The organism is Sorangium sp. So ce204 (genome assembly GCF_051526795.1).
Classification (GTDB): Bacteria; Myxococcota_A; Polyangia; order Polyangiales; family Polyangiaceae; genus Sorangium; species Sorangium cellulosum_B.
This window is the reverse complement of sequence record NZ_CP150317.1, coordinates 6003825-6022942: the sequence shown is the minus strand read 5'-3', so window position 1 is coordinate 6022942 and position 19118 is coordinate 6003825. Positions and strand designations below refer to the sequence as shown.

Annotated in this window: 17 protein-coding genes; 4 read left to right on the top strand and 13 right to left on the bottom strand. The window is 72.4% G+C overall.

Annotated features, from left to right (window positions below; translation table 11 throughout):
• Nucleotides 1-180: 180 nt before the first annotated feature.
• From WMF22_RS22360 to WMF22_RS22340, 5 genes are all read right to left on the bottom strand, one after another.
• A complete protein-coding gene (locus WMF22_RS22360; protein ID WP_438036959.1) occupies nt 181-807 on the bottom strand; it encodes a hypothetical protein in 627 nt (208 codons plus the stop codon).
• A gap of 421 nt (nt 808-1228) precedes the next feature.
• Nucleotides 1229-2101: a formylglycine-generating enzyme family protein gene (locus tag WMF22_RS22355; RefSeq protein WP_438036958.1), complete on the bottom strand. Its 873-nt coding sequence runs from the start codon at nt 2099-2101 to the stop codon at nt 1229-1231.
• Nucleotides 2101-2979 (bottom strand): hypothetical protein, encoded by an 879-nt coding sequence (locus WMF22_RS22350; RefSeq protein WP_437301058.1) that lies wholly within the window; start codon nt 2977-2979, stop codon nt 2101-2103. The genes WMF22_RS22355 and WMF22_RS22350 overlap by 1 nt, the downstream gene beginning before the upstream one ends.
• A gap of 4 nt (nt 2980-2983) precedes the next feature.
• Nucleotides 2984-4759 (bottom strand): serine/threonine-protein kinase, encoded by a 1776-nt coding sequence (locus tag WMF22_RS22345; RefSeq protein ID WP_438036957.1) that lies wholly within the window; start codon nt 4757-4759, stop codon nt 2984-2986.
• A gap of 65 nt (nt 4760-4824) precedes the next feature.
• On the bottom strand, nt 4825-5220 hold the full coding sequence (locus WMF22_RS22340) for a VOC family protein (RefSeq protein ID WP_437301056.1): 396 nt from the start codon (nt 5218-5220) through the stop codon (nt 4825-4827).
• A gap of 371 nt (nt 5221-5591) precedes the next feature.
• Between WMF22_RS22340 and WMF22_RS22335 the strand changes: the two genes are divergently transcribed.
• From WMF22_RS22335 to WMF22_RS22325, 3 genes are all read left to right on the top strand, one after another.
• Nucleotides 5592-6125: a hypothetical protein gene (locus WMF22_RS22335; protein WP_437301055.1), complete on the top strand. Its 534-nt coding sequence runs from the start codon at nt 5592-5594 to the stop codon at nt 6123-6125.
• Nucleotides 6126-6697: 572 nt separating this feature from the next.
• Nucleotides 6698-6985 carry a hypothetical protein gene (locus tag WMF22_RS22330; RefSeq protein WP_437301054.1) on the top strand — a complete coding sequence of 96 codons (288 nt, stop codon included), beginning with the start codon at nt 6698-6700 and terminating at the stop codon, nt 6983-6985.
• Between the two features lie 179 nt (nt 6986-7164).
• Complete coding sequence (locus tag WMF22_RS22325) at nt 7165-7443, top strand: hypothetical protein (RefSeq protein WP_438036956.1); 279 nt, start codon at nt 7165-7167, stop codon at nt 7441-7443.
• Between the two features lie 751 nt (nt 7444-8194).
• Here WMF22_RS22325 and WMF22_RS22320 read toward each other — a convergent pair.
• Nucleotides 8195-9808: a hypothetical protein gene (locus WMF22_RS22320; protein WP_438036955.1), complete on the bottom strand. Its 1614-nt coding sequence runs from the start codon at nt 9806-9808 to the stop codon at nt 8195-8197.
• Between the two features lie 368 nt (nt 9809-10176).
• Here WMF22_RS22320 and WMF22_RS22315 point away from each other — a divergent pair, with 368 nt between their 5' ends.
• A complete protein-coding gene (locus tag WMF22_RS22315; protein WP_437301051.1) occupies nt 10177-10998 on the top strand; it encodes a hypothetical protein in 822 nt (273 codons plus the stop codon).
• A gap of 121 nt (nt 10999-11119) precedes the next feature.
• Here the strand turns inward: WMF22_RS22315 and WMF22_RS22310 are convergent, their stop codons facing one another.
• The 7 genes from WMF22_RS22310 to WMF22_RS22280 form a co-directional block, all read right to left on the bottom strand.
• A complete protein-coding gene (locus WMF22_RS22310) occupies nt 11120-11506 on the bottom strand; it encodes a hypothetical protein (protein ID WP_437301050.1) in 387 nt (128 codons plus the stop codon).
• A gap of 423 nt (nt 11507-11929) precedes the next feature.
• Nucleotides 11930-12871, bottom strand: coding sequence for a formylglycine-generating enzyme family protein (locus tag WMF22_RS22305; protein WP_438036954.1), 942 nt, complete (start codon nt 12869-12871; stop codon nt 11930-11932).
• 6 nt (nt 12872-12877) lie between these two features.
• Nucleotides 12878-13519, bottom strand: a complete 642-nt coding sequence (locus WMF22_RS22300; RefSeq protein ID WP_438036953.1) for a hypothetical protein — start codon at nt 13517-13519, stop codon at nt 12878-12880.
• Nucleotides 13516-15708: a hypothetical protein gene (locus tag WMF22_RS22295; protein WP_438036952.1), complete on the bottom strand. Its 2193-nt coding sequence runs from the start codon at nt 15706-15708 to the stop codon at nt 13516-13518. Before WMF22_RS22295 ends, WMF22_RS22300 begins: the two co-directional genes overlap by 4 nt.
• Before the next feature lie 745 nt (nt 15709-16453).
• Entirely contained in the window at nt 16454-17113 is a 660-nt protein-coding gene (locus WMF22_RS22290; RefSeq protein WP_437301046.1) for a hypothetical protein, read from the bottom strand.
• Nucleotides 17114-17344: 231 nt separating this feature from the next.
• Nucleotides 17345-17953 carry a 50S ribosomal protein L11 methyltransferase gene (locus tag WMF22_RS22285; protein ID WP_438036951.1) on the bottom strand — a complete coding sequence of 203 codons (609 nt, stop codon included), beginning with the start codon at nt 17951-17953 and terminating at the stop codon, nt 17345-17347.
• A gap of 133 nt (nt 17954-18086) precedes the next feature.
• Nucleotides 18087-18941, bottom strand: coding sequence for a fibrinogen-like YCDxxxxGGGW domain-containing protein (locus WMF22_RS22280; protein WP_437301044.1), 855 nt, complete (start codon nt 18939-18941; stop codon nt 18087-18089).
• Between the last annotated feature and the right edge of the window lie 177 nt (nt 18942-19118).

Here is a 19118-nt window from a genome sequence, read left to right as displayed (position 1 = left end):
ATGCTGCATCACACTGGTACTCACGCTTCGATGGGTGAGTCCATCGACGCCGTGGCAGGGTGACGGTCCACAATTCAAGGCTATTCGCAGCGCAGCCGATTACACACAACCGCGGAATGGAGGTCAAGCGGGACGTACGGCTTTTTTCGGCGTGGAGGGGCATGTGGTCGCGGCGCTGCGTCATGAGGCGATCGCTCCTGGCCGGCAGTCTTGGCCCGCGTGGCCCGCGTGGCCCGCGTGGCCCGCGACGACCGCGCCGGGCTCGCACACCGCGACGGAGCCCGCCGCGAACGAGGCGTCGGGAGCACTCGTAATCAGGTGGTGATCGACGATGTCCCGACTGCCGATCGTACGGGTTTCATGAATCGAACAGACCTGACCGACCTCCCCCGTTCGCAGGTGACCGAGTTCGTTCCACACGAGCTCGGTGCCGTCTTCGTGATAAGCCCCGTCGAGGAAGACCATGCGCAGATGCGGATTGAGCCGCATGTCGCCGGACGTGCGTTGCACGACGGTCACCGCGCCGCTCTTGACGGCGCCGCACGCGCCTCGGCGCGCGGCGCGCTTTTCGTAGAACCGCTCCACGCTCTCGACGAAGATGCGGGTCAGCACGCCGAACAACGCCCCGTCCTGGGCGAGCCTGCGCCGCCACGGAAACGGAAACGTCAACACCCACGGACGGTGCGCCACCTCGGGCAGGACGTCCTCGATCAGGTTCGTCGCCGGTTGATGGCCATCCGGTGCCCGGAGCCCCGCCGGAGGCTCCGTGCGAGCGGCGGGCTCGACGTTCGGCCCAAGCTTGCTCACCCCTCCGGTGCCACCGGCAGCCCGAGCAGCCGACCGATCGTCTCGTGAACGACCCGGGCCCCCCACGTCATCCCCGAGGGCGACGGCGCGGCTCAGGGTGCCGGCCAGCGAGGCGACCACGGCCGCCCCCGCGTCAGACCCCCGTCGCCAGCACGGTGACGGGGGTGGTCGGGAAGACGCGCTTGCGAGCGCCATCGAAGCGCACGCGGACGACGTTGCCCGGCGAGAGCTTCCGGAGAGACTCTACTCAGGATAAGATCACCGGTTTCGGGGAGCGCAGACAGGAGCGCTCACCCCCGCGATGGCCATCGAACAGCCTGCGCGATCGAGCATCAACCATCGTGAGCGTCAACACAGCTTCCCGCTCGCTCCTCTCGGCCTCGAAGGGAGCGGGCGAGCCGCCGCCGGCGTCGCCGCGGCGCTACCCGCTGCAGCAGCGGAACCCGATCGTGTGATCGGTGTCGGCGCGCTCGCGCTCGTCGCGCGCGTCGCACCGGAGCTCTTCGAGCGTTCCCTCGCTGTCGAACGCCCCGCCCCGGGTCCTGCAGAGGTCGCCGGAGCCGACGTCGCCGGAGCACGCGTCTTCCCACTCGCGGACGTTTCCGCTCATGTGCTGCAGGCCGAGATAGCCGCCCTCGCACGCCAGGCTTGTGTCGTCGCCGACCGGCGCCGTCTCGGTGCCGTCGCCGTTGCACTGGAGAGCGTCGAACTCGCCGGTGGCGTGAGCGAGCGCGCCGTGCTTGCTGCACGCGTCGAACCACTCGCCCTGCGCCATCTCACCGCGGAACGGCAGCGGGCCGCCGTGGCGCTCGCCGCAGAGGCGCTTGCCGTGGCTCTTGCAGAAGGCGCGCGCGTCGCACCAGTCGACGCAGGTGGCGGGGTGCTCGTCCTCCTTGCGGCGCGTCGTGCACACGGGGGGCGCGTCGGGCCCGGTGTCGTCGAAATCGAAGCTGCCGTTGAACGAGCAGAACGGCTCCTGCGCCGCGACGTCCGGCCGCGTGGCGAGGAAGGCGCGGTAGGCGGCGTTCGAGACCTCGGTCCGATCGATGCAGAACGAGCTCTCGATCGTCACCATGTCGGCGGGGCACTGGCAGACGCCCTCGGTGCACGCGGCCGTCGTGCAGTCGGCGCTGGCGTCGCAGGGCTGGCCGTACAGGCACGACGCGTTGCCGGCCCCGGGCTCGCAGGTGAGGCCGTGCAGCGGGCGCACGAGCGAGCACGCCGAGAGGAGGGCCGCCGCGAGGGCGGCGGCGCCGCCGCGGGCGCGGGCGCGGGCGCGGGTCGACGCGCGCATCAGAAGGCCCCCGCGACGCCCGCGGCGTTGCCGGCGATGAACGGCCAGAGCGCCGCCGCGCCGGCCTTCGGGGGCTGCGCCGCGGCCGGCCGGGTCATGTAGAGCCACGCCGCGGCGCCCAGCGCGACGACGCCCACGCCGAGGCCGACGTCGGCGATCGCGTGCTGGACCCGGATGGCGCGCACGTCGCCCTCCGCGCAGCGCGGGGCGCACGTGGCGCGCAGGTCGGCCTCGGCGCTCAGCGAGAGGGCGCCGGCGACGGCGAACACCGCGAGCCCGGCGACGCCGACGGCGCCGGAGGCCCACACGAGCCCCGGGACCGAGGGCTCCGCAGGCGGCGCGGCGCGCGGGGCGAGCGGGGCAGGCGAGGCTGGCGCGCCGGCCGGAGGTGCGCCGAGGGTCACGGTGAGCGGGCGGTTCTTCTCGCCCTCGCGGATCAGCACGCGCTCCTCGACGGCGGGGCCTGTCGCGGGCTCGAAGCGGAAGGTGTGCGGGCCCGGGTCGACCGGCAGCGCCTTGCCGTCGAGCGCCGCGGCGAGGGGGCGCCCGTCCACGAGCACACGCACGTCGAGGCGCTCTCGCCCGTGCGCGTCCCTCGCGGCGACGACCACGGAGGGCAGGCTCCGCTCGACCTCGGTGAGCCACGGCCCGCAGTCGGCCACGGCGGCCGCCGGGCACGTCGGCTGCGAGCAGACGACCAGCGCGGCGCGCGCCTCGATCAGCCGGCCGTCGCGGCGGAGGCCCTGCGCGCGCTCGTAGGCGTCGGCGCACGCCTGCTTGTGGGGCGCTGCGTCGGCGCGCGCGCCGGTGAGCGAGAGCGCCGCCGCGGCGGCGAGGGAGAGCGCGAGCCGGGCGCGGGCGGGACACGCGGGGTTCATCGGTTCACAGGCACTCGGGCTTGAGCCGGCGAATGCCGGCCTTGTCCACGGTATACGGCGGGGAGCAGCGCTGGGTGTCGGCGCGGGTCGTCCGCGGCGCGGGTGCCGGCGCGCGCGCGCCGGCTGCGGGGCGCGCCGGGCGCTGTGCGGGCGCTGGCGCGGCGGCGCTCGCCGGGGCAGCCGCGGCGGCGCTCTCCGGGGCGGCCGCGACGGCGCTCGTCGGGGCAGCCGCGGCGGCGCTCTCCGGGGCCGCCACGATGGCGCTCGCCGGGTCGGCCGCGACGGTGCTCGCCGGGTTCGCCACGATGGCGCTCGCCGGGGCCGTCGCGGCGGTGCTCGATGGGCTCGCTGCGACGGCGCTCGCCGTGCTCGCCGTCGAGGCGCCGGCCGGCTGCGCCGCGGGCGCGTGGACCGCGCGCGCGGCGTCCTCCGGGCCGGGAGGGGCGCGGCGCCACGACTGCGCCGCGAGCGCGGCCGCGCCGCCGAGGAGCAGCCCGCCGAGCAGCGCGAGCAGCGGGCGCGCGCGTTTCCTCGCCGCGGGGGGCGGACCCTCGCGCCGCGCGCCGTCGGTCGCAGGCAGCCCCAGCGAGATCCCGCTGGACGTCACCGATCCGGGCGGGGGCTCGGCCGCCGGCGTCCCCTGATCGAGGGCCCTCGACGGGATCGAGGGCGCTGTCTCTGCCAGCCCCCGCGCCGGGCCGCCCGGCGGCGTGGGCTCGCCTCCGTCTTCTGCCCCGTCGCTGGGCGCGCCCGACCCATCCCGCGCGGCCGCGCCCGAGCTGGCCGTCGCCGGGCCGCCCGGGATCGCCGCCGACGCGCTCTCGATGGCGGCGACGCGCGCCGCCCGCCGCGCGAGCGCGTCGCCGGCGAGCGCCTCCACCCACTCGCCCACGGCGCGCGGCGACGCCAGCGGGACGGCGTCCTCGATGGCGACCGCGAGCTCGCGGGCGGTCGGGTAGCGGCCCTCCGGGTTCCGCTCGAGGGCGCGGAGGACGATGGCGTCGAGCGCGGGCGGCACGTGCGCCGCGAGCGAGCTCGGGGGCAGGATCGGCTCCTCGAGCACGGCCCGGATGAGGTCGCCCTCGTCGCCGCCGTCGAAGAGCCGGCGGCCTGCGAGCGCCTCCCAGAGGACCGCGCCCGCCGCGAACACGTCGGTCCGCCGGGTCACGTCGGCGCAGAGGAGCTGCTCGGGCGCCATGTACGCGAGCTTGCCCTTGATCTGCCCGCCGCGGGTGGTGCTGAGCCGCCCGCGCGCCTTGGCGATGCCGAAGTCGAGCAGCCGCGCCGCCCCGTCGACGCCGACGAGCACGTTCTCGGGCGAGACGTCCCGGTGCACGATGCCGAGCGGCTCGCCCGACTCGCTGCGCGCCTCGTGGGCGGCGTGCAGGCCGTGGAGCGCGCCGCACGCGACGCTCGCGACGATGGGCACCGGCGCCGGCGCGCCGCCCGCGCGCGCCGCCCGGAGCAGCCGCGCGAGCGACTCGCCCCGCACGTACTCCATGACAAGGAGCGCCTCGTCCTCGGCGAGGAGGAGGTCGACCATGGCGACGACGTTGGGGTGCTGGATGCGCGCGACGATGCGGGCCTCGTCGCGCAGGCTCTCGGCGATCTCGGGCGCCTCGGCGAGCGCGGGGTGCAGCCGCTTGATGGCCACGGTGCGCGAGAAGCCCGCGTCGCCGACGAGCCGGCCGAGGTGCACGGACGCCATCCCGCCGGATGCGATCGCGCCGTACAGCAGATACCGCCCGATGGGCCTGGGCTGCGACGGCTCGGGCGACATGCCGGTGGGATGATACACGAGCCTGTCCGGCGCCGCCTGGGAGGCGCCGGCGCGGGCAGTGGGCCTCAGCTCTGGAGGGGTGTGCTCGGCTCGACGAAGCAGAGGCGGTAGCCGTCGGGGTCGGTGACGACGACCTCCCGTGTGTGCCACGGCTGGTCGCGCGGCCCGTCGACGGCGGCGCCGGCCGCCGCGGCGCGCGCGGCGATGGTCTCGATGCCGCGGTCGCCGGCGGCGCTGAAGCAGACGATGACGCCGAGGCCGCGCTGCCCCGCGAGCGAGACCCCCGGCGGCGTCGCGACGAGGAAGAGATCGGCATGACGCGCCCAGCGCAGGTGGATGAACACCGGATCCTGGTGGACGCGGGTGAAGCCGAGGAGCTCGTAGAACGAGGCGGAGCGCTCCGCGTCGGCGACGAGGAGCTTGACGTAAGCAGGCATCACGTAGGGGTCGTCGCCGGGCATGGTCGCTGGGCGCGAAGGTGCGCTGCGCAGGGCCCGAAGGCAAGGCGCGAGCGCCGGCCGGGGCAGCGGCCGCCCGCGAGCCCGGCGGTCCGCTGGGCAGCGCGAGGGATCGAGAGAGCGGAACGGGTTCTGGGATGGAAAGTCAATTCTCTCCGCTGCTCGCGCGCATGTTCGCTGACAAGACGCTCTCTCTCGAAGCGGCGCGCTCTTGCCGCGGAACCGTGTGCGCACGGGTGAATGCCCGGAACGGAGCGACTCATGTCCTTTCAATTGCGCTCGCCGAGTTTCTATTTGACGCTCAGACCACGCTCGGAAGAATGGCGAGTGCATCCGCACCGTGTGTCGCCGCCGCTCGGCGAGGAGCCTTCACCATGTCGATGCGCTTCCACGGCAATCTCGGCCTTTTCTGCGCTTGTGCCCTCGTCGTCGCTCCCGCGCCTGCGCTGGCGCTCGAGTTCAGCGGCGGTGTCAGCGTCGGTGGGATCCAGGTCGGGACCGAGCCCAGGCTCGCCGTGAGCCCCTTCATCGGGTGGCTGTGGCGCAGGACGAGCGACTTCCGGATCGAAGTCCACAACGTGCTCAGCGTCGTTCCAGGGGCAGGCGTCGGGTTCTACGATCGGACGGCGGTCACCTTCGGGTACACCACGAAGACCGGCAACGTCAGCCTCGGGCCGTCGCTGTCGGTCTACATGATGCAGGTGTGCGGCGCCGTGATCTGCGACCGCGTGATGGGGGTCGCTCCGGGCGGCCGCGCCCAGTCCGACTGGTACTTCGCCGGTCGCCTGGGGGCGTCGACGAGCGTCAACGTGGACTGGGCCGGCGGGAGCAGCCGCGTCCTTCCTGGCAGCATGGTCCTGATGGTCACGGCTGGGCCTATCTGGAGGTTCGGGGGAGAGTCGAAATGAAAATGAAATGGTGGGTCGTTCTTCTGGTTTTCGGTCCCACGGGGTGCAACTTCGACATGGGAGAGTGCTACGTCCGGGGTCATGGAACGGAGGGGGCCGGCGGGGGCATCATCACCCCCACCGGCGGGGTCGGCGGCTTCGGGTATGTCCCGCTGGAGCCGCAGAACCACACCGGCTACGACGAGGACCCGTGCAGCGGCGGCTCCCAGCTCGCCGAGTGCACGGTCACATGGAAGGCTGGCTCGATTCAGTGCAAGAACTGGGGAGAGACCGGTACCTGCACCTCGCTCTACCAGGGCGATCATGCGAGCCTGGACGAGGCCAAGGAGCGATGTGAGTATGCCAACGGGGTGCACCTCGGCTCGGGAGCGCAGTCGTGCGGCCCGTGCCGGTGGGTGAATGGCGCGAATGGGGATTGCAAGGAGCGCTGCAAGCTGAACTGTGACGCGATTCACGACGGTTGTCATGACGACTGCACAAAACGTGACCCTACGTCAACGTGTCGCGCGAAGTGTAATGCCGAATATTCCAAGTGTCTTCGCAAATGCGAGGATAGCTGCAGGTGAGGTCCCATGCTTGAGCTGACCACGATATTTACCCCGGTGGACGGTAGTCCGAAGCGGACCATCACGCTTCGAATCAGTGATGTACGGCTCGATTCCGATGGCGCTTCGTGGTCTGTTGCCGTGGAGATTCTCGGGTTCAAGGATGATGACAGGGTTCGTCTGAAACAGGTAGACTGGACACAGGCGATCGTGGATGGTGCCCAATTCATCGCTCGGAGGGTCAACGACAAGGTCGAGAACGCGGGCGGCGGAACCCTCGACCCACCCATTTGGAACACGACATGGGGAACTTGAGCGAGTGGACGCGATCGTATGGGGAGCGGAGATCGCATTCGATCGACCGCTGGCTGGTGCGGACCCACTCCATGCTGTGGAGCTAGCTGCTCAGTTTGCGTCCAAGCACCTCCGCGGTCGAGTGGAAGATGAGGGCGGCATGCTTAAACCGCCGATTGTGCCGTAAGGAGAGAAAGTGGATGAACGCGATAATAGAGGTTACGTCCCTGTTCACGCCCTCGGACGGAGGCGCGCCGCGGACCATCACGATCCGCGTCGGCGACCTCCGCGAGGATCCCGACGGACTGTGGTCTGTGGCCGTGGACGTGCTCGGGTTCAAGACCGATGATCACGTACGTCTCAAGGGCGCTGACTGGCTGAACACCATCGAGAGTGCGGCTGGCTTCATTCGGCAGCTCGCCGGAGGCAAGGTCAGGGATTACGGCGGCACCATGACCCCGCTCCTCCTTCCGCCTTGACGTCTGCGGCGCGGCCTCGGCGTCCTCCTGCGCAGACCGGCGATCCTGCTGCGCAGGCCCGGCGACCCTCCTGCGCGGCCTCGGCGTCCTCCTGCGCAGCCCCGGCGGTGCTGCTGCGCGGCCCCGGCGACCCTCCTGCGCGGCCTCGGCGTCCTCCTGCGCAGCCCCGGCGGTGCTGCTGCGCGGCCCGGGCGGCCCTCCTGCGCGGCCTCGGCGTCCTCCTGCGCAGCCCCCGCGACCCTCCTGCGCGGCCTCGGCGTCCTCCTGCGCAGCCCCCGCGACCCTCCTGCGTACCCATTTGGGTGTCCTATCGTGCGATCGCGTGGCTCCTGCGCAGCCCCCGCGACCCTCCTGCGCACCTGCTTTTGTGTCCTATCGTACGATCGCGTGGCTCCTGCGCAGCCCCCGCGACCCTCCTGGCCGCCCGATGGGTGCCTTGCGTCAGCATGGCTCGACGCCTGCGCATGGCCGTCGCTGCCGCTGCGCAGCCTCGGCGTCCGCTTGTGCGGCGCAGAGGCCGAGTCGCTCGGCGACAACACATCACTCTTTCCAGGCAAGCTCGCCCGACGCGTCCTCTGGTCGAGCCGCATCCAGCTCGCCGCCGAGCGCGACGCGGCGGATCTCGTGCGCACGCCGTTCGCCGAGGACGAGCCCCCGCTCACGCGCGAGGAGATCCGCGGGCTTCGGCCGACAAGACGCTCTCTCTCGAGGCGGTGCGCTAAGCCCGAGGGCTTTCCCATGAAGGCAAAGATCAGGGCGAGAGCTTCAGAAGGAAGACATCCCGCATCTGGGCGGAGATCGGGCCGTCTCCGAAATCGACCGTGCCCTCGAATCCGCCGAGAACGAAGACGTTGCCCCCGGGGTCTGTGTCGATATCCCATCCGAACTGCGCTCCGGCGCCGCTGAAGCGTCGGCTCCAGAGCGCGTCCCCGTGGGGGTCGAGCTTGGCGACGAAAGCCTCTTCCACCGCGCCGTCGCCGCTGCCGATAGGCCCGTTGCCGAAGTCGATCGTGTCGTCGAAGGAGCCCGTCAGCACGGTGTTGCCCTGAACGTCCACCGCGATCTGGTGATGGACCACGCTCATGCCGTCGCCGAATCGCCTGCTCCAGATGTGCTGTCCGTCGGGTTCGAGCTTCGTGACGGCGATACCAGAGCTCGCGGTGAGAGCGCCTCCGCCGAAGTCCACCGTGCCGCTGAGCGCGGCGAGGACGTGCAGAGCCCCATCTTCATCGGTATCGATGTCGAGGCCGGTCTGATTGAGCGCACCGCCGAAGCGCTTGCTCCAGCGCGGGGTGCCGTCGGGGTCGAGCTTCGCCACGAAGATGTCTCGGTCCCCCGCGCTGGCGAGGGGGCCACCGCCGAAATCAATGGTTCCGTCGAAATCGCCCATGACGAGCACATTGCCCTGCCTGTCGAGCGCGACGCCCCTGCAGGCCTGGTAGTCGTGATCTCCGAAGAGCTTCCCCCAGAGCACCTCGCCGGCGGGATCGAGCTTCAGCACGAAGGCATCGACGCCGCCGGCGCTCACGATCGGCTCGTCGCCGATGGGAATGGAGCCCCTCGCGCCGCCGGTGACGACCGCGTTCCCGGCCCGATCGACCGCGATGTGGGGCGCGAGCTGAACGGCATCGTTACCGAAGCGCCTCGCCCAGAGGAGGCGGCCATCGGGGTCGACCTTTGCGACCAGGATATCCTGGCCCTCCGTCGCGCCCGCCATGGGACCCGCGCCGAGGTCGATGGTGCCACGGGCCAGGCCTGCGGCGAGCAGATTGCCCTGCGCGTCGGCGGCGAGGGTCGAGTACTTTGCGATGCCGCTCGCCGTGTTCGGCAAGGCGACGTTCCAGAGGCAGGTGCCCGACGCGTCGAGCTTGGCGACGAAGGCGCCGAGTTCCAGGGCGTCGAGGGGCCCTGACCCTGCGCTCAAGGGGCCGCAGCCGAGATCGGTCGACTCGTAGATCTCGGCCGACAAGAAGACGTTCCCTCTTGAATCTGCCGCCACGGCGCGGGGACTCTCCGTTCCGGAGCCCGCGATCGTCTTGCTCCAGGGCAGATCGTCCGGCGTGCCTGTTCCTCCGGTGCCCGTGGTCGTTCCCGCGCCTCCGGTGCCCGTGGTCGTCTCCGCGCCCCCGGTGCCCGTGGTCGTCTCCGCGCCTCCGGTGCCCGTGGTCGTTCCCGCGCCTCCGGTGCCCGTGGCCGTCTCCGCGCCTCCGGTGCTGGTCGCGCCGCCGTCGCCGCCTGTGCCTCCGCTGCGCTGATCCGGAATGACGACCGAGGAGCATGCCGTGAGGCATGCTGCGGCGAGCAGCGCGGCACCGCGTCCGCGCGATCCGCCGTTCTGACAAAACACCCATCGAGTGCTGTTCATCCAATACCTCCGTTGTGAATCGGTGTCGATCGCCCGAACGCTCGACGGCAACATCAGCATGACCGTGGCGCACGCGCCACCGCCGCGACGTAGGCCCTGCGCCTCGGGCCAACCGCGGTCAACAGCGTCCTGGCGCGCATCGCCTTCGCCCGGAGCTGGTCGATCGCATAGAAAGAATTTCCCGTCAGCTACAGCATGGCTGTGTGCGACGCGCACAGCAGCGGACCCTCTGTGGTCCGCGCTGAGGGGGGCACCCGCGCGAGGCGTGAGCCCCGTGTCCGTTGTCACCGGGTCGGGTCGGCGTAGCATTGCCGTCGCGGCGCGCCGCTTCGGCCCGCTGCGTTCGAAAAGGGGAACATCGTATGCACATGCAACTAGCTCGCGCTTGTTTTCGCGCGCTGTCGGTCGCTTCGGTCGTCGCCCTCCTGGGGTGCAACGTCGAGGTCGAGAGCCCGGATCAGGGCAACGGTGACGTCGACGGGGGCGAGGACGAGGCGATCGGCGCCGCCGAGCAGGCGTTTGCCGCGTTCGGGTACAGCAGCGCCACCGCGACGTCGGGCAACGCCTTTCAGAACCTCGGCACCTGGAGCGGGAACGCGGCCTACCTCATGGGCGTGACCGGAAACCTCCGCGACGGCGGCAACGTCGCGATGTACAGCTGGCTCGGCACGGCGCGCGTGTTCGCGCACGCCGACTCGGGTGTGTCGGTTCGTGCCTACGGTGGGCTCGCCAACCCCGGAACCATGATCACGCAGGTCGGTTACTCCAACAACAGCTATACCACGACCAGCCCCAGGGTGTTCCTCGCGTCCACCAGCAACAACCGACGCTGCTTCCTGACGCAGGTCATCAACTACGAGGGCGGCCACAACTTCGCCAGCGCGTCGGACTACATCGGCGTGGAGAAAGACGGCGGCTCTTGGTACCTCCACGGGCAGGGGAAGGTCGCCGGCTACGCGAGCTGCGTCCAGGTGACGGACTACCTCGGCGAGGCTTACCACGGCATCCAGGCAGGGTCGGTGGACCTCGGCCCCGCGGTGACCGGCAAGACGTGCTGGCTCAAGGGGATCGGCGGCATTCTCCGCGGCGGCGTCTCCACCGGCGTGGTCGTCCAGTACGACGCCGCCCAGTCCAGGTGGGAGATGAACGTCTCCGCGAACACGCAGGGCTTCGTGGAGTGCAGCATCTGATCGGCCGAGGTCCGGCGCCGGCGATCCTCTCGAGGACCGTCGCGCGCTCGGCTTCGTTGTCGCCTTCGTCGAGGCCATCGGCGACGCCCGCCGGCGCGCCCAGGGGCTGGGCGCCGCTGGATCAGTGGTCCGTCGACGCGAAGATGCGCAGCCCCTGCGGTGTGCGCAGCAGGTTGTAGCTCTCGCGCCAGCTCAACAGCACGCCGCCTGACGCGTCCAGCAGGTCCCACGACACGGTGGCGAGCAGCGCCTCGCTGCCCATCGTGACCACCTGGAGCTCGCGGTGGCGGCAGGCCGTGCAGCCGTCGCCGCGGTACTGGTCGACGATGCGCTGGAAGTAGGCCCCGACGGCCTCCGCGCTCGTCAGCAGGTCGTGCAGGCCGGCGGCGTGCATCGCGAGGTACGGCACGTGGTAGCGGCGGGCGATCAGCGGCCCGTCGAAGTGCACGAACGCGGCGACGAAGTCGTCGAAGAAGGCGGTGGCTTCGGCGTGGTGGACGTCGGTCATCGGCAGGGCTCCGGGGCGGGCGACCCGCCATCGCGGCGGGCGCGGGGGACGACGACACGGCTGCCGCCATGGATAACACACGCCCGGCCGCCCGCTCCTTGACTGCGGCTTGCGGTCACGACCCGACGCCTCGCGCGTCGGGGCGAATGGACAGGAGGTACCGATGGACGAGCCCTGTGGACGCGATCTGGCGAACAACGCCGTGGTTCCCGAGCGGCTGGCGGAGCTGTTCCGACACGTTGCCGACAACCTGGAAGCCCACGCGCGCTGGGTGGGCAGCGCGACGCCCGAGGCCCGCCTCGAACACGACGTGATGCGCCGGGTGGCCGACCCGTTATACATCGCACCACCTCGCGGAGAACGACCTGAAAGCGGGCTGCGAGCAGCCGATTCCCGTCTGGCGCTCGGCCGACGCTGCGCAGCTTACTTGATCGCCTGGGCCGCCGGCTCGACGACGCAGCGGATGCCGAGGAACCCGCAGCGGTACGTCGCCTCGAAGCCGCCCGGCCGCGCGGTCCTGACGAGCGGCGCGATGCCGTCGCGCCAGCTGCCGCCGCGGGCGATGCGCATCTTGCCCTTGCCGTCGTTGGCGTTGGTTGTCCACTCGAAGACGTTGCCCGCCAGGTCCTGGATGCCCTGCGGGCTCGCGCCGGCGGGGAAGCTCCCCACGTCGCACGCTGTCTTGCGGACGGTGCCGCCGCCGGACCAGCAGAGCTGATCCTTCGGCGCCTCATCGCCCCACGGATACGGCCGCGCCTCCTCGCCGCCGCGGGCCGCCCACTCCCACTCGTCGTCGCGCGGTAGCCGCTTGCCCTGCGCCGCGCAGTAGGCCTCGGCCTGCGCGAAGTCGACGCAGACCATCGGCTGCTTCTCCTTGCCGGCCACGCCGTAGGTCGACGCCTCCTTGGCGCAATCCGCGAATTTGTCCGTGCACTTGCCATCCTTGACACACGCCGCGAACGCCTCGGCGGTGACCTCGGTCCTGTCGACGCAGAGGTCACCCACCGTGGCCTTCACCTTGAGCGGGCCCATCACGAAGCTGCCGCCCGGGACCCGGGCCATGCCCTCGGGGCAGCCGTCCGATGGCTTCGCCGCCTCGGCGGGCGCGGCGGGCGGCTCGGCGCCGGCCTGCCCGGCGCTCGCCGGCGCCGAGGCCACCGCCGGGTCGGGCGGGGGCGGCGCCGGGGCGAGCGCCGCCCCGGTCGGGGCGGGGCTCGTGGCCGCGGGCTGCGCGGCGGGCGCCTGATCGGCGGGCGGGCCGCCGGGGGCCGCGGGGGCCGCGCCGCACGCGGCGACGAGCACGCCGCTCGCAGCGGCGAGGAGGAACAGCGAGGAGATGGCGCGGAGCGGGGTGGGGGATCGCATGGTGTCTCAGGAGGCGGTCACGGTCGGCGCCGGCTCGTCTTCCAGCCATTGCTCCTGGATGACGATCGCCGGCAACAAGGTGAACGGCCCGTCGTAGCCCGGGCCGAACGTCAGGATCTGGATCACCCGCCGATCGCCGCGGCGGATCGGGAACATCACCTCGCCCCCGCGCGGGAGCTCGCTGCCGCCGCGGGGCGGATCGATCCAGAAGGCCACGCCCTCGGACTTCCCGCCGAGCAGCGAGATGGCCGAGACGGTGAGCTCCGGGCAGCGGACGCGCAGCCACTCCCTCGCCCTGTACGCGCGGCAGCCCGCGGCCGCGGGGCCGGCGCGGGAGAGGCGGACGCGGGGCGCCGCCTTCCACTCGGCGGCCGTGGGCTGCCTGGACGGCTCGGGCGGGAAGGGCGCGGCGTCGAGGGGCAGCTCGTCGCCGGCATCGGTCGCGCCGGCGTCGGTCGCGGCGGCGTTCCTCGCGCCGGCGTCGGCCGCGGCGCCCGCCGCGGTCTTGGACGCACCGCCAGGCTGCGAGGCGCTCACCTCGGTCCTGGGCGCGCCGCCTGGCTGCGCGACGGGCGCCCCCGATGCGGCGGCCAGGGCGGAGGCCACGCCTGCGCCCATCAAGGCGAGCAGCACGGAGCGCGGCCTCATAACGTCTCCAGGAACGCCACGAGCGCCGCCCTGTCCTCGGGCGACAGGTGGCTTGTCTTGCCCATCCAGTCGGCGTTCTGCTCGATGAGCTCTGCCAGCGTGCCGGCGCGCCCGTCGTGAAGGTAGGGCGGCCGGCCTCCGACGAAGCGCAGCGACGGCGTCTTGTACTCGGGGCGCGGATCCTCGTCGTAGCCTGGCGGCGGCGGTCGCTTCGGCATCGGGTACGCCGTGCGATCGGTGTAATCGCTCGCGGGGACGTGACAGCGGGAGCACTTCGCCTCGTCGCTGTGGAAGATCTCCCGGCCGCGCTTCTCGCGCTCGTCCGGCGCCCGTTCGGTACGCGGCGGCGTGACGAGGCCCCGGCGGAGGAACATCGCGAGGTAGGTCGCCCGCGCCGCGAGGCTGGTCGGCGTATGGTCGATCGGCAGCCCGCCCCAGCGGTGCAGCCCCATGCCTGTCTGCAGCCTGCCGACGAGGTCCTCGCTCTCGCCGTGCCAGCCGTACGGCCCGGCGGCGCCCACGTTGCCGGCGAGCATCGGGGTGCGCCGCGGGACCCCTCGCTTCCTGGCGACCTCGGGGATGTTCTCCGGCCGCCCGACGAAGTTCGCGTGCTCGCCGTCGGCCGTGCTGAAGGTGGCCTCGCGCCAGACGTACCCGTCGTCGCGCCCGTCGGGGTGGCATCCCGCGCAGCCGAGGTTGCCGCTCACCGTGGCGTCGAGCGCGTTGTAGAAGAGCCGGCGGCCCTTCGCGACCTCCGGCCCGAGCGGATCGCCGGCGAGGTGCACGAGCGCCGACGGCCCTTCCGCCACACCCGCGGCGGCCGGCGCCGGCGCGGAGCTGGCCGCGCCCGCCGGGCCCGCCGCTCCCACGGGCGCGACGGTCGAGCCCGCCGCCGCGTCGTGCAGCCGGAGCGCCGCCACGTCGCCGGTCGATCGGCAGAAGACCCACGCCGTCGCCTCGTCCGCGGAGAGCGCGAGGCCGGTCGGCGCGCCGCACGTGCCGGCCACGCGGATGTGCGGATCGTAGCGGCCGCCGACCGGGTAGCTCCTCACGATCGCGAGCGTCGGATCCACCGCGGTCGCGTCCACCTCGAGCACGAGATCGTCGCCCTCGCCCGCGACGAGCAGCGTGCGCGCGCGCTTGCGGTACGCCATGGCGCGCGGCTGGGTGACGGGCGTGACGCTCGCGCCGGGCAGGGTGATCACGCTCTCCGGGGTGATCACCTGCTCCGCGAACGCCGACCGGAGCACCGGCAGCTTGCCGTGGTGCGGCGGGGCGAGCGGCTCGTCCCGGCCGGTGATCAGCACGTCCACCGTCGCGGCGCCGAACCACGCGGCGTGGCCCATGGCGCCGAGCGCGTGCCGCGCCGCGAACAGGCGCCGCCCGTCCTCGGAGAGCGAGAGCGCGTACCCCAGCGACGCGGCGAGCCGCTCGCCCGACGGGGCGCGCAGCGGCGAGGCGGGCAGGGCGACGCGCCGGACCTTCGGCGCCCCGCCGAGATCGTCGATCCTCGTGAGATCGGCGCCGACGAGGTGGCTCACGTACGCGGCGCTGCCGTCGGGCAGCACCGCCACGCCCCGCGGCTCGCGCGCCACGTCGACGGTCCACCGCGTCTGCCTGGCCTCGAGGTCGACGGCCGAGACCTTGTGGGTCCACGCCGAGGTCACGATCGCGGTCTTCTCGTCGGGCGTGACCGCGACGCCCCACGCGTCGGCGGGCAGCGGCACGCGGCCCACCTCGACGAGGCCGGCCGCGGGATCCGGCCGGTAGATCAGCAGCAGCCCCGGGTCGCGGACGGTGGCGAGGACGCGCGGCTCTTGCCCGTCGCGCCCGCCGAGCGCGAGCACCTGCGCGGGCCTGCCCGGCGCGGGCACGCCTGCGCCGGGCCGAGCGGGGTCGAGCGGCAGCGACACGACGCGCACGACGCCATGGTCCTCGTCGGCCACGTAGAGCGCGTCCTCGCGCGCGGCGCGGGACAGGGCGCCGCCCTCGCGGACCGGCGCGGGCAGCGGCGCGGCCGCGGACGGGGGCAGGGGAGCGGCCGGGGCGCCCGCGCCGCTGGCCGAGGAGCTCGCGCTGCCGGCCGGGCCAGGCCCCGCGTCCGCGCCGGGCGTGGGGCCGCGGGAGCAGGCGCTCGCGGCGAGCGCGAGGAGCGCGGCGAGGTGGCGTGTCGCGGGGAGGGTCGGCAAGGGAGCGACGGATGGTCGCGCGCCCTCCGGTCGCGGGTCAACAGGCGGGCCGCGGGGCCGCGGGCGCTGGAGAGCCCGAGCGCCGCGCCCGACGCGCTCCACGCGGCGTTTGATCCGCGAGCTCGAACGAACTACCGTCGCCGGGACGACATGAACGCCATGCGGGGCGGACCGGCGGCGCTGATCGCGGCGAATTGACGCCTGGAGCGCGAATGTTCTGGATTGAGGGCTGGGTCGAGGTGACGCGAATGTTGCCGTTCGAAGAGGACGAGCACGCATGGCAGGGCGTCCTCCGCGTGCTGCCTCTCATCGACGGTGCGGACGCGATTTCCCAGCGACTGTTCGGGCTATCGAGGGACGTTGTCGCCGCGGGTGAGCCGCTCGGAGCTGTCGCCGCTCGGCGGGGAATTCCACCAAACCCATCTGCTCAGCTTCGTGCAGACCTCGATCGGATCGCCGAGCATGAGCGGCGCTACGGTCCGGGCGAGCTGGGCGGCACCACCTACGCCAGCTGGACAGAGTTGTCGGCATTCGCGACTCGTGTCCGGAAGTGCGATCGAGCGACTGGGCCACCGTCTTTGAACTCATGGACCGAATCGCCAGCGATGAGCGGTTTTCAAGCGCCCGTTTGCGGCTCGTCGTCTGGTATAATTGGTAGCTCGCGGCCCGACCTGCCGTCGCTGTCGACAGCGCCCTCGGGAGCGCTCCTCGCGACAGGGCCGTTCAGCCCGCGGAGCTCCGCGCATCAGTCCCAGCACGCCGACAGCCGGACGTGGATGGCCCCCTCACCGGAGCCGGTGCAGGCGTCGAGGCAGATTCGGGACGCGCCCTCGCCGAAGTACGATCCATTCACGCCGTCGGCGAAGTACGCCGCGATGCAGTCGCAGTCGGTGCAGCCGTCGTAGGCCGGGAGAGCCGTGCAGATGTCGTGGCCGTCGCAGCCCAAGTACTCGGCCTTGTGCTCGCACGCCTCGGTGCCGCGGTCGCAGTTGGTCTCCCCACACCGGAACTCGTCGGCGCTGGGCTCAGGGTCGGCGTCGGTGCAGAAGAACCAGGGCGGCTCCCCCTCGTCGTCCGTCTGGCAGCTCTCGCAGACTTGATGCGTGCCGCAGACCGCGTCGCCGCACGCCGTCCCACCACCTCCGCCAGTCGCATCGCCGCCGCCGGTGCTCGTGCCGCCGCCCCCGCCGCTCGCCTCGCCCCCGCCGCTCGCGCCTTCACCTCCGGCGCCCGTCGTCGTCGTGCCGGCGTCGCCGTCACCTCCGCCTGTCGCTCCCATCGCCGTTGAGGTAGCCGTTGACGCGGTGCCGCCGCCTCCGCCCGGGTCGCCGTAGATGTAGTCGCCGCATGCGGCGACCGTGAGGAGGGAGAGAATCATCGAGGCGAGGAGCGGGCGCGAGGTCATGTGCCGCGACCAAGCAGCTCTCGTACCGTCACGCAACACAGCGGAATTGCACGCCGGTGCCGGAGCGCTCGTTCCTCATCGGCAAAAGCTGGCACAGCTGGGCACATCCAGGGCGGCACCCTGGTCCGCGCGGTGTTTGATCCGTGAGCTCGAACGAACGACCGCCGCCGGGCATGGAATCGTCATCTCCGGGGGGACGCGGCGGCTCGGATAGCGCCCAGGCACCTCGGTTCACGCGGCTCCGGCATCGGCGCGGGGCTCGGCGTTGCGCCACACGAGCGCGCGCCACGCACCCCGCTCGAAGATCTCCGGTCGACGCTCGGCGAGGAGCGGCGCGTAGCGCGCGACGATCTCCGGAACGTCGGTGGACACGAGCCCCGAAAGGATCAACGTCCCGCGCGGCGCCAGGCGAGCCACGATCCGAGGGGCGAGCGCCGAGAGGACCTCGCGAAGGATGTTGGCCACGACGATGTCGAACGTCCCGTCCGGCCACGTCGTCGCGAAGCGCACGCGCGCCTCCACCGCGCTCCGCCGCGCGTTGTCCGCCGCGATCGCGTTCGCGGCGGCGTCGATGTCGACCCCGATCGCCTCGCCGCCGAGCTTCGCGGCGCCGATCGAGAGGATCCCCGTCCCGCTCCCCACGTCGAAGAGGCGGAAGCCGCTGCGCGGCGCGAACGACGCGAGCGCCTGGAGGCACATCCGCGTGCTCTCGTGCCGGCCGTCGCCGAACGCGTGGCTCGGGCCGAGGACGATGGTGCGCTCGTCGACCTCCGCGTCCCGCGGATCGATGATCACGCGGAAGCGAGGAGGCACATCAACGATGGTCGAACGGTCGCTCATGGGTCGTCGGAGTCTGCCACCGCGGCGGCCGGAGCGTCATCCGTACCGTGGGCCCCGGGGGCGCCGAGCGGCGGGGGCTCTCGGCGCGCCGCCCCGGTCCTGCGGCGAGCGCTCCGACCCAGGTGGGCCGGGCTCACCAGCGGGTCCAGCGGGAGATCCGCTGCACACGCGTGTACCCGCTGCCGTCATCCGAGAGCCCGTACGAGGTCGCGTCCGGAGTGCTCATGTGCGGGCCCCAGCCCTCGTCCTCGATCGGCTCATCGTCGTCCGCGCCGAGGTTGTAGACGAAGCAGTGCCCGTAGTGCTGCGTGACGCCCGCATAGGCGCCCGCGCAATTGCCGTCGTCCTTGGTGTCTGCGTCGAAATCCGGCGACGACCATCCGGTGCCGAATTGCCATGAAAAGAGCTGCTCATCCCCGCCGACCCGTATCGGCGTGAGGAGGTGCATGTCCCCGGTGTCGATGCCCTCGGCGGTCGCCCGCATCACCTCGGCGACGGTCCCTGCGATGTCCTCGATCTCGTCGCGGTATTCCCGGCCGGCGATGTACAGCGACGGCTGGTAAAGGTTGTCGCCGAGCGACGGCGTCCCCTTGGTGGCGAGCCGATCGGCATACAGGATCTTCCAGAACGCGAGCGTCGCGCCGTCCGCTGACCCGACGCTGTTGTAGACGAGCGCCCAGCGATCGCCGTCCACAGGCTCACCGCAGTAGACCTCGGCCTGCTCCTCTGGGCCGGGCCCGTCGGGATCGAGCGTGTAGACGCCGCTCGGGGCGCTCTCGGGGACGGCGCCGCACCGGTCATAGACGCACCCTTCGCTCGCCTCCTCGGCGCAGTCTTGCCCGCCGGCGCCGCCGCCACCTCCACCCCCACCGCCGGCGCCCCCGCCCGCCTCCAGGTGGTAGGGCCCATCGAGGCCGGCGAGGGAGGTGCACCCGCCCGCCACGAGGCACGCCGCCGCCCCCACCCACGCCGCGGACCCGCTCGTCATCGTCGCTCCCATGACCTGCTGCCTGCCGCATCCCACCCGCCGGATTGGCGTGGCGCTCCTCCCGCGCCGCGCGGACGCTACAGCCTCACCCCAGGCCTGGCAAGCAACCGGTCCGTTCGCGACGCTCCCCGACCGCTCGCTCGGGCGCGCCGCTGCCCCGCAGTCATTGAAACTGAA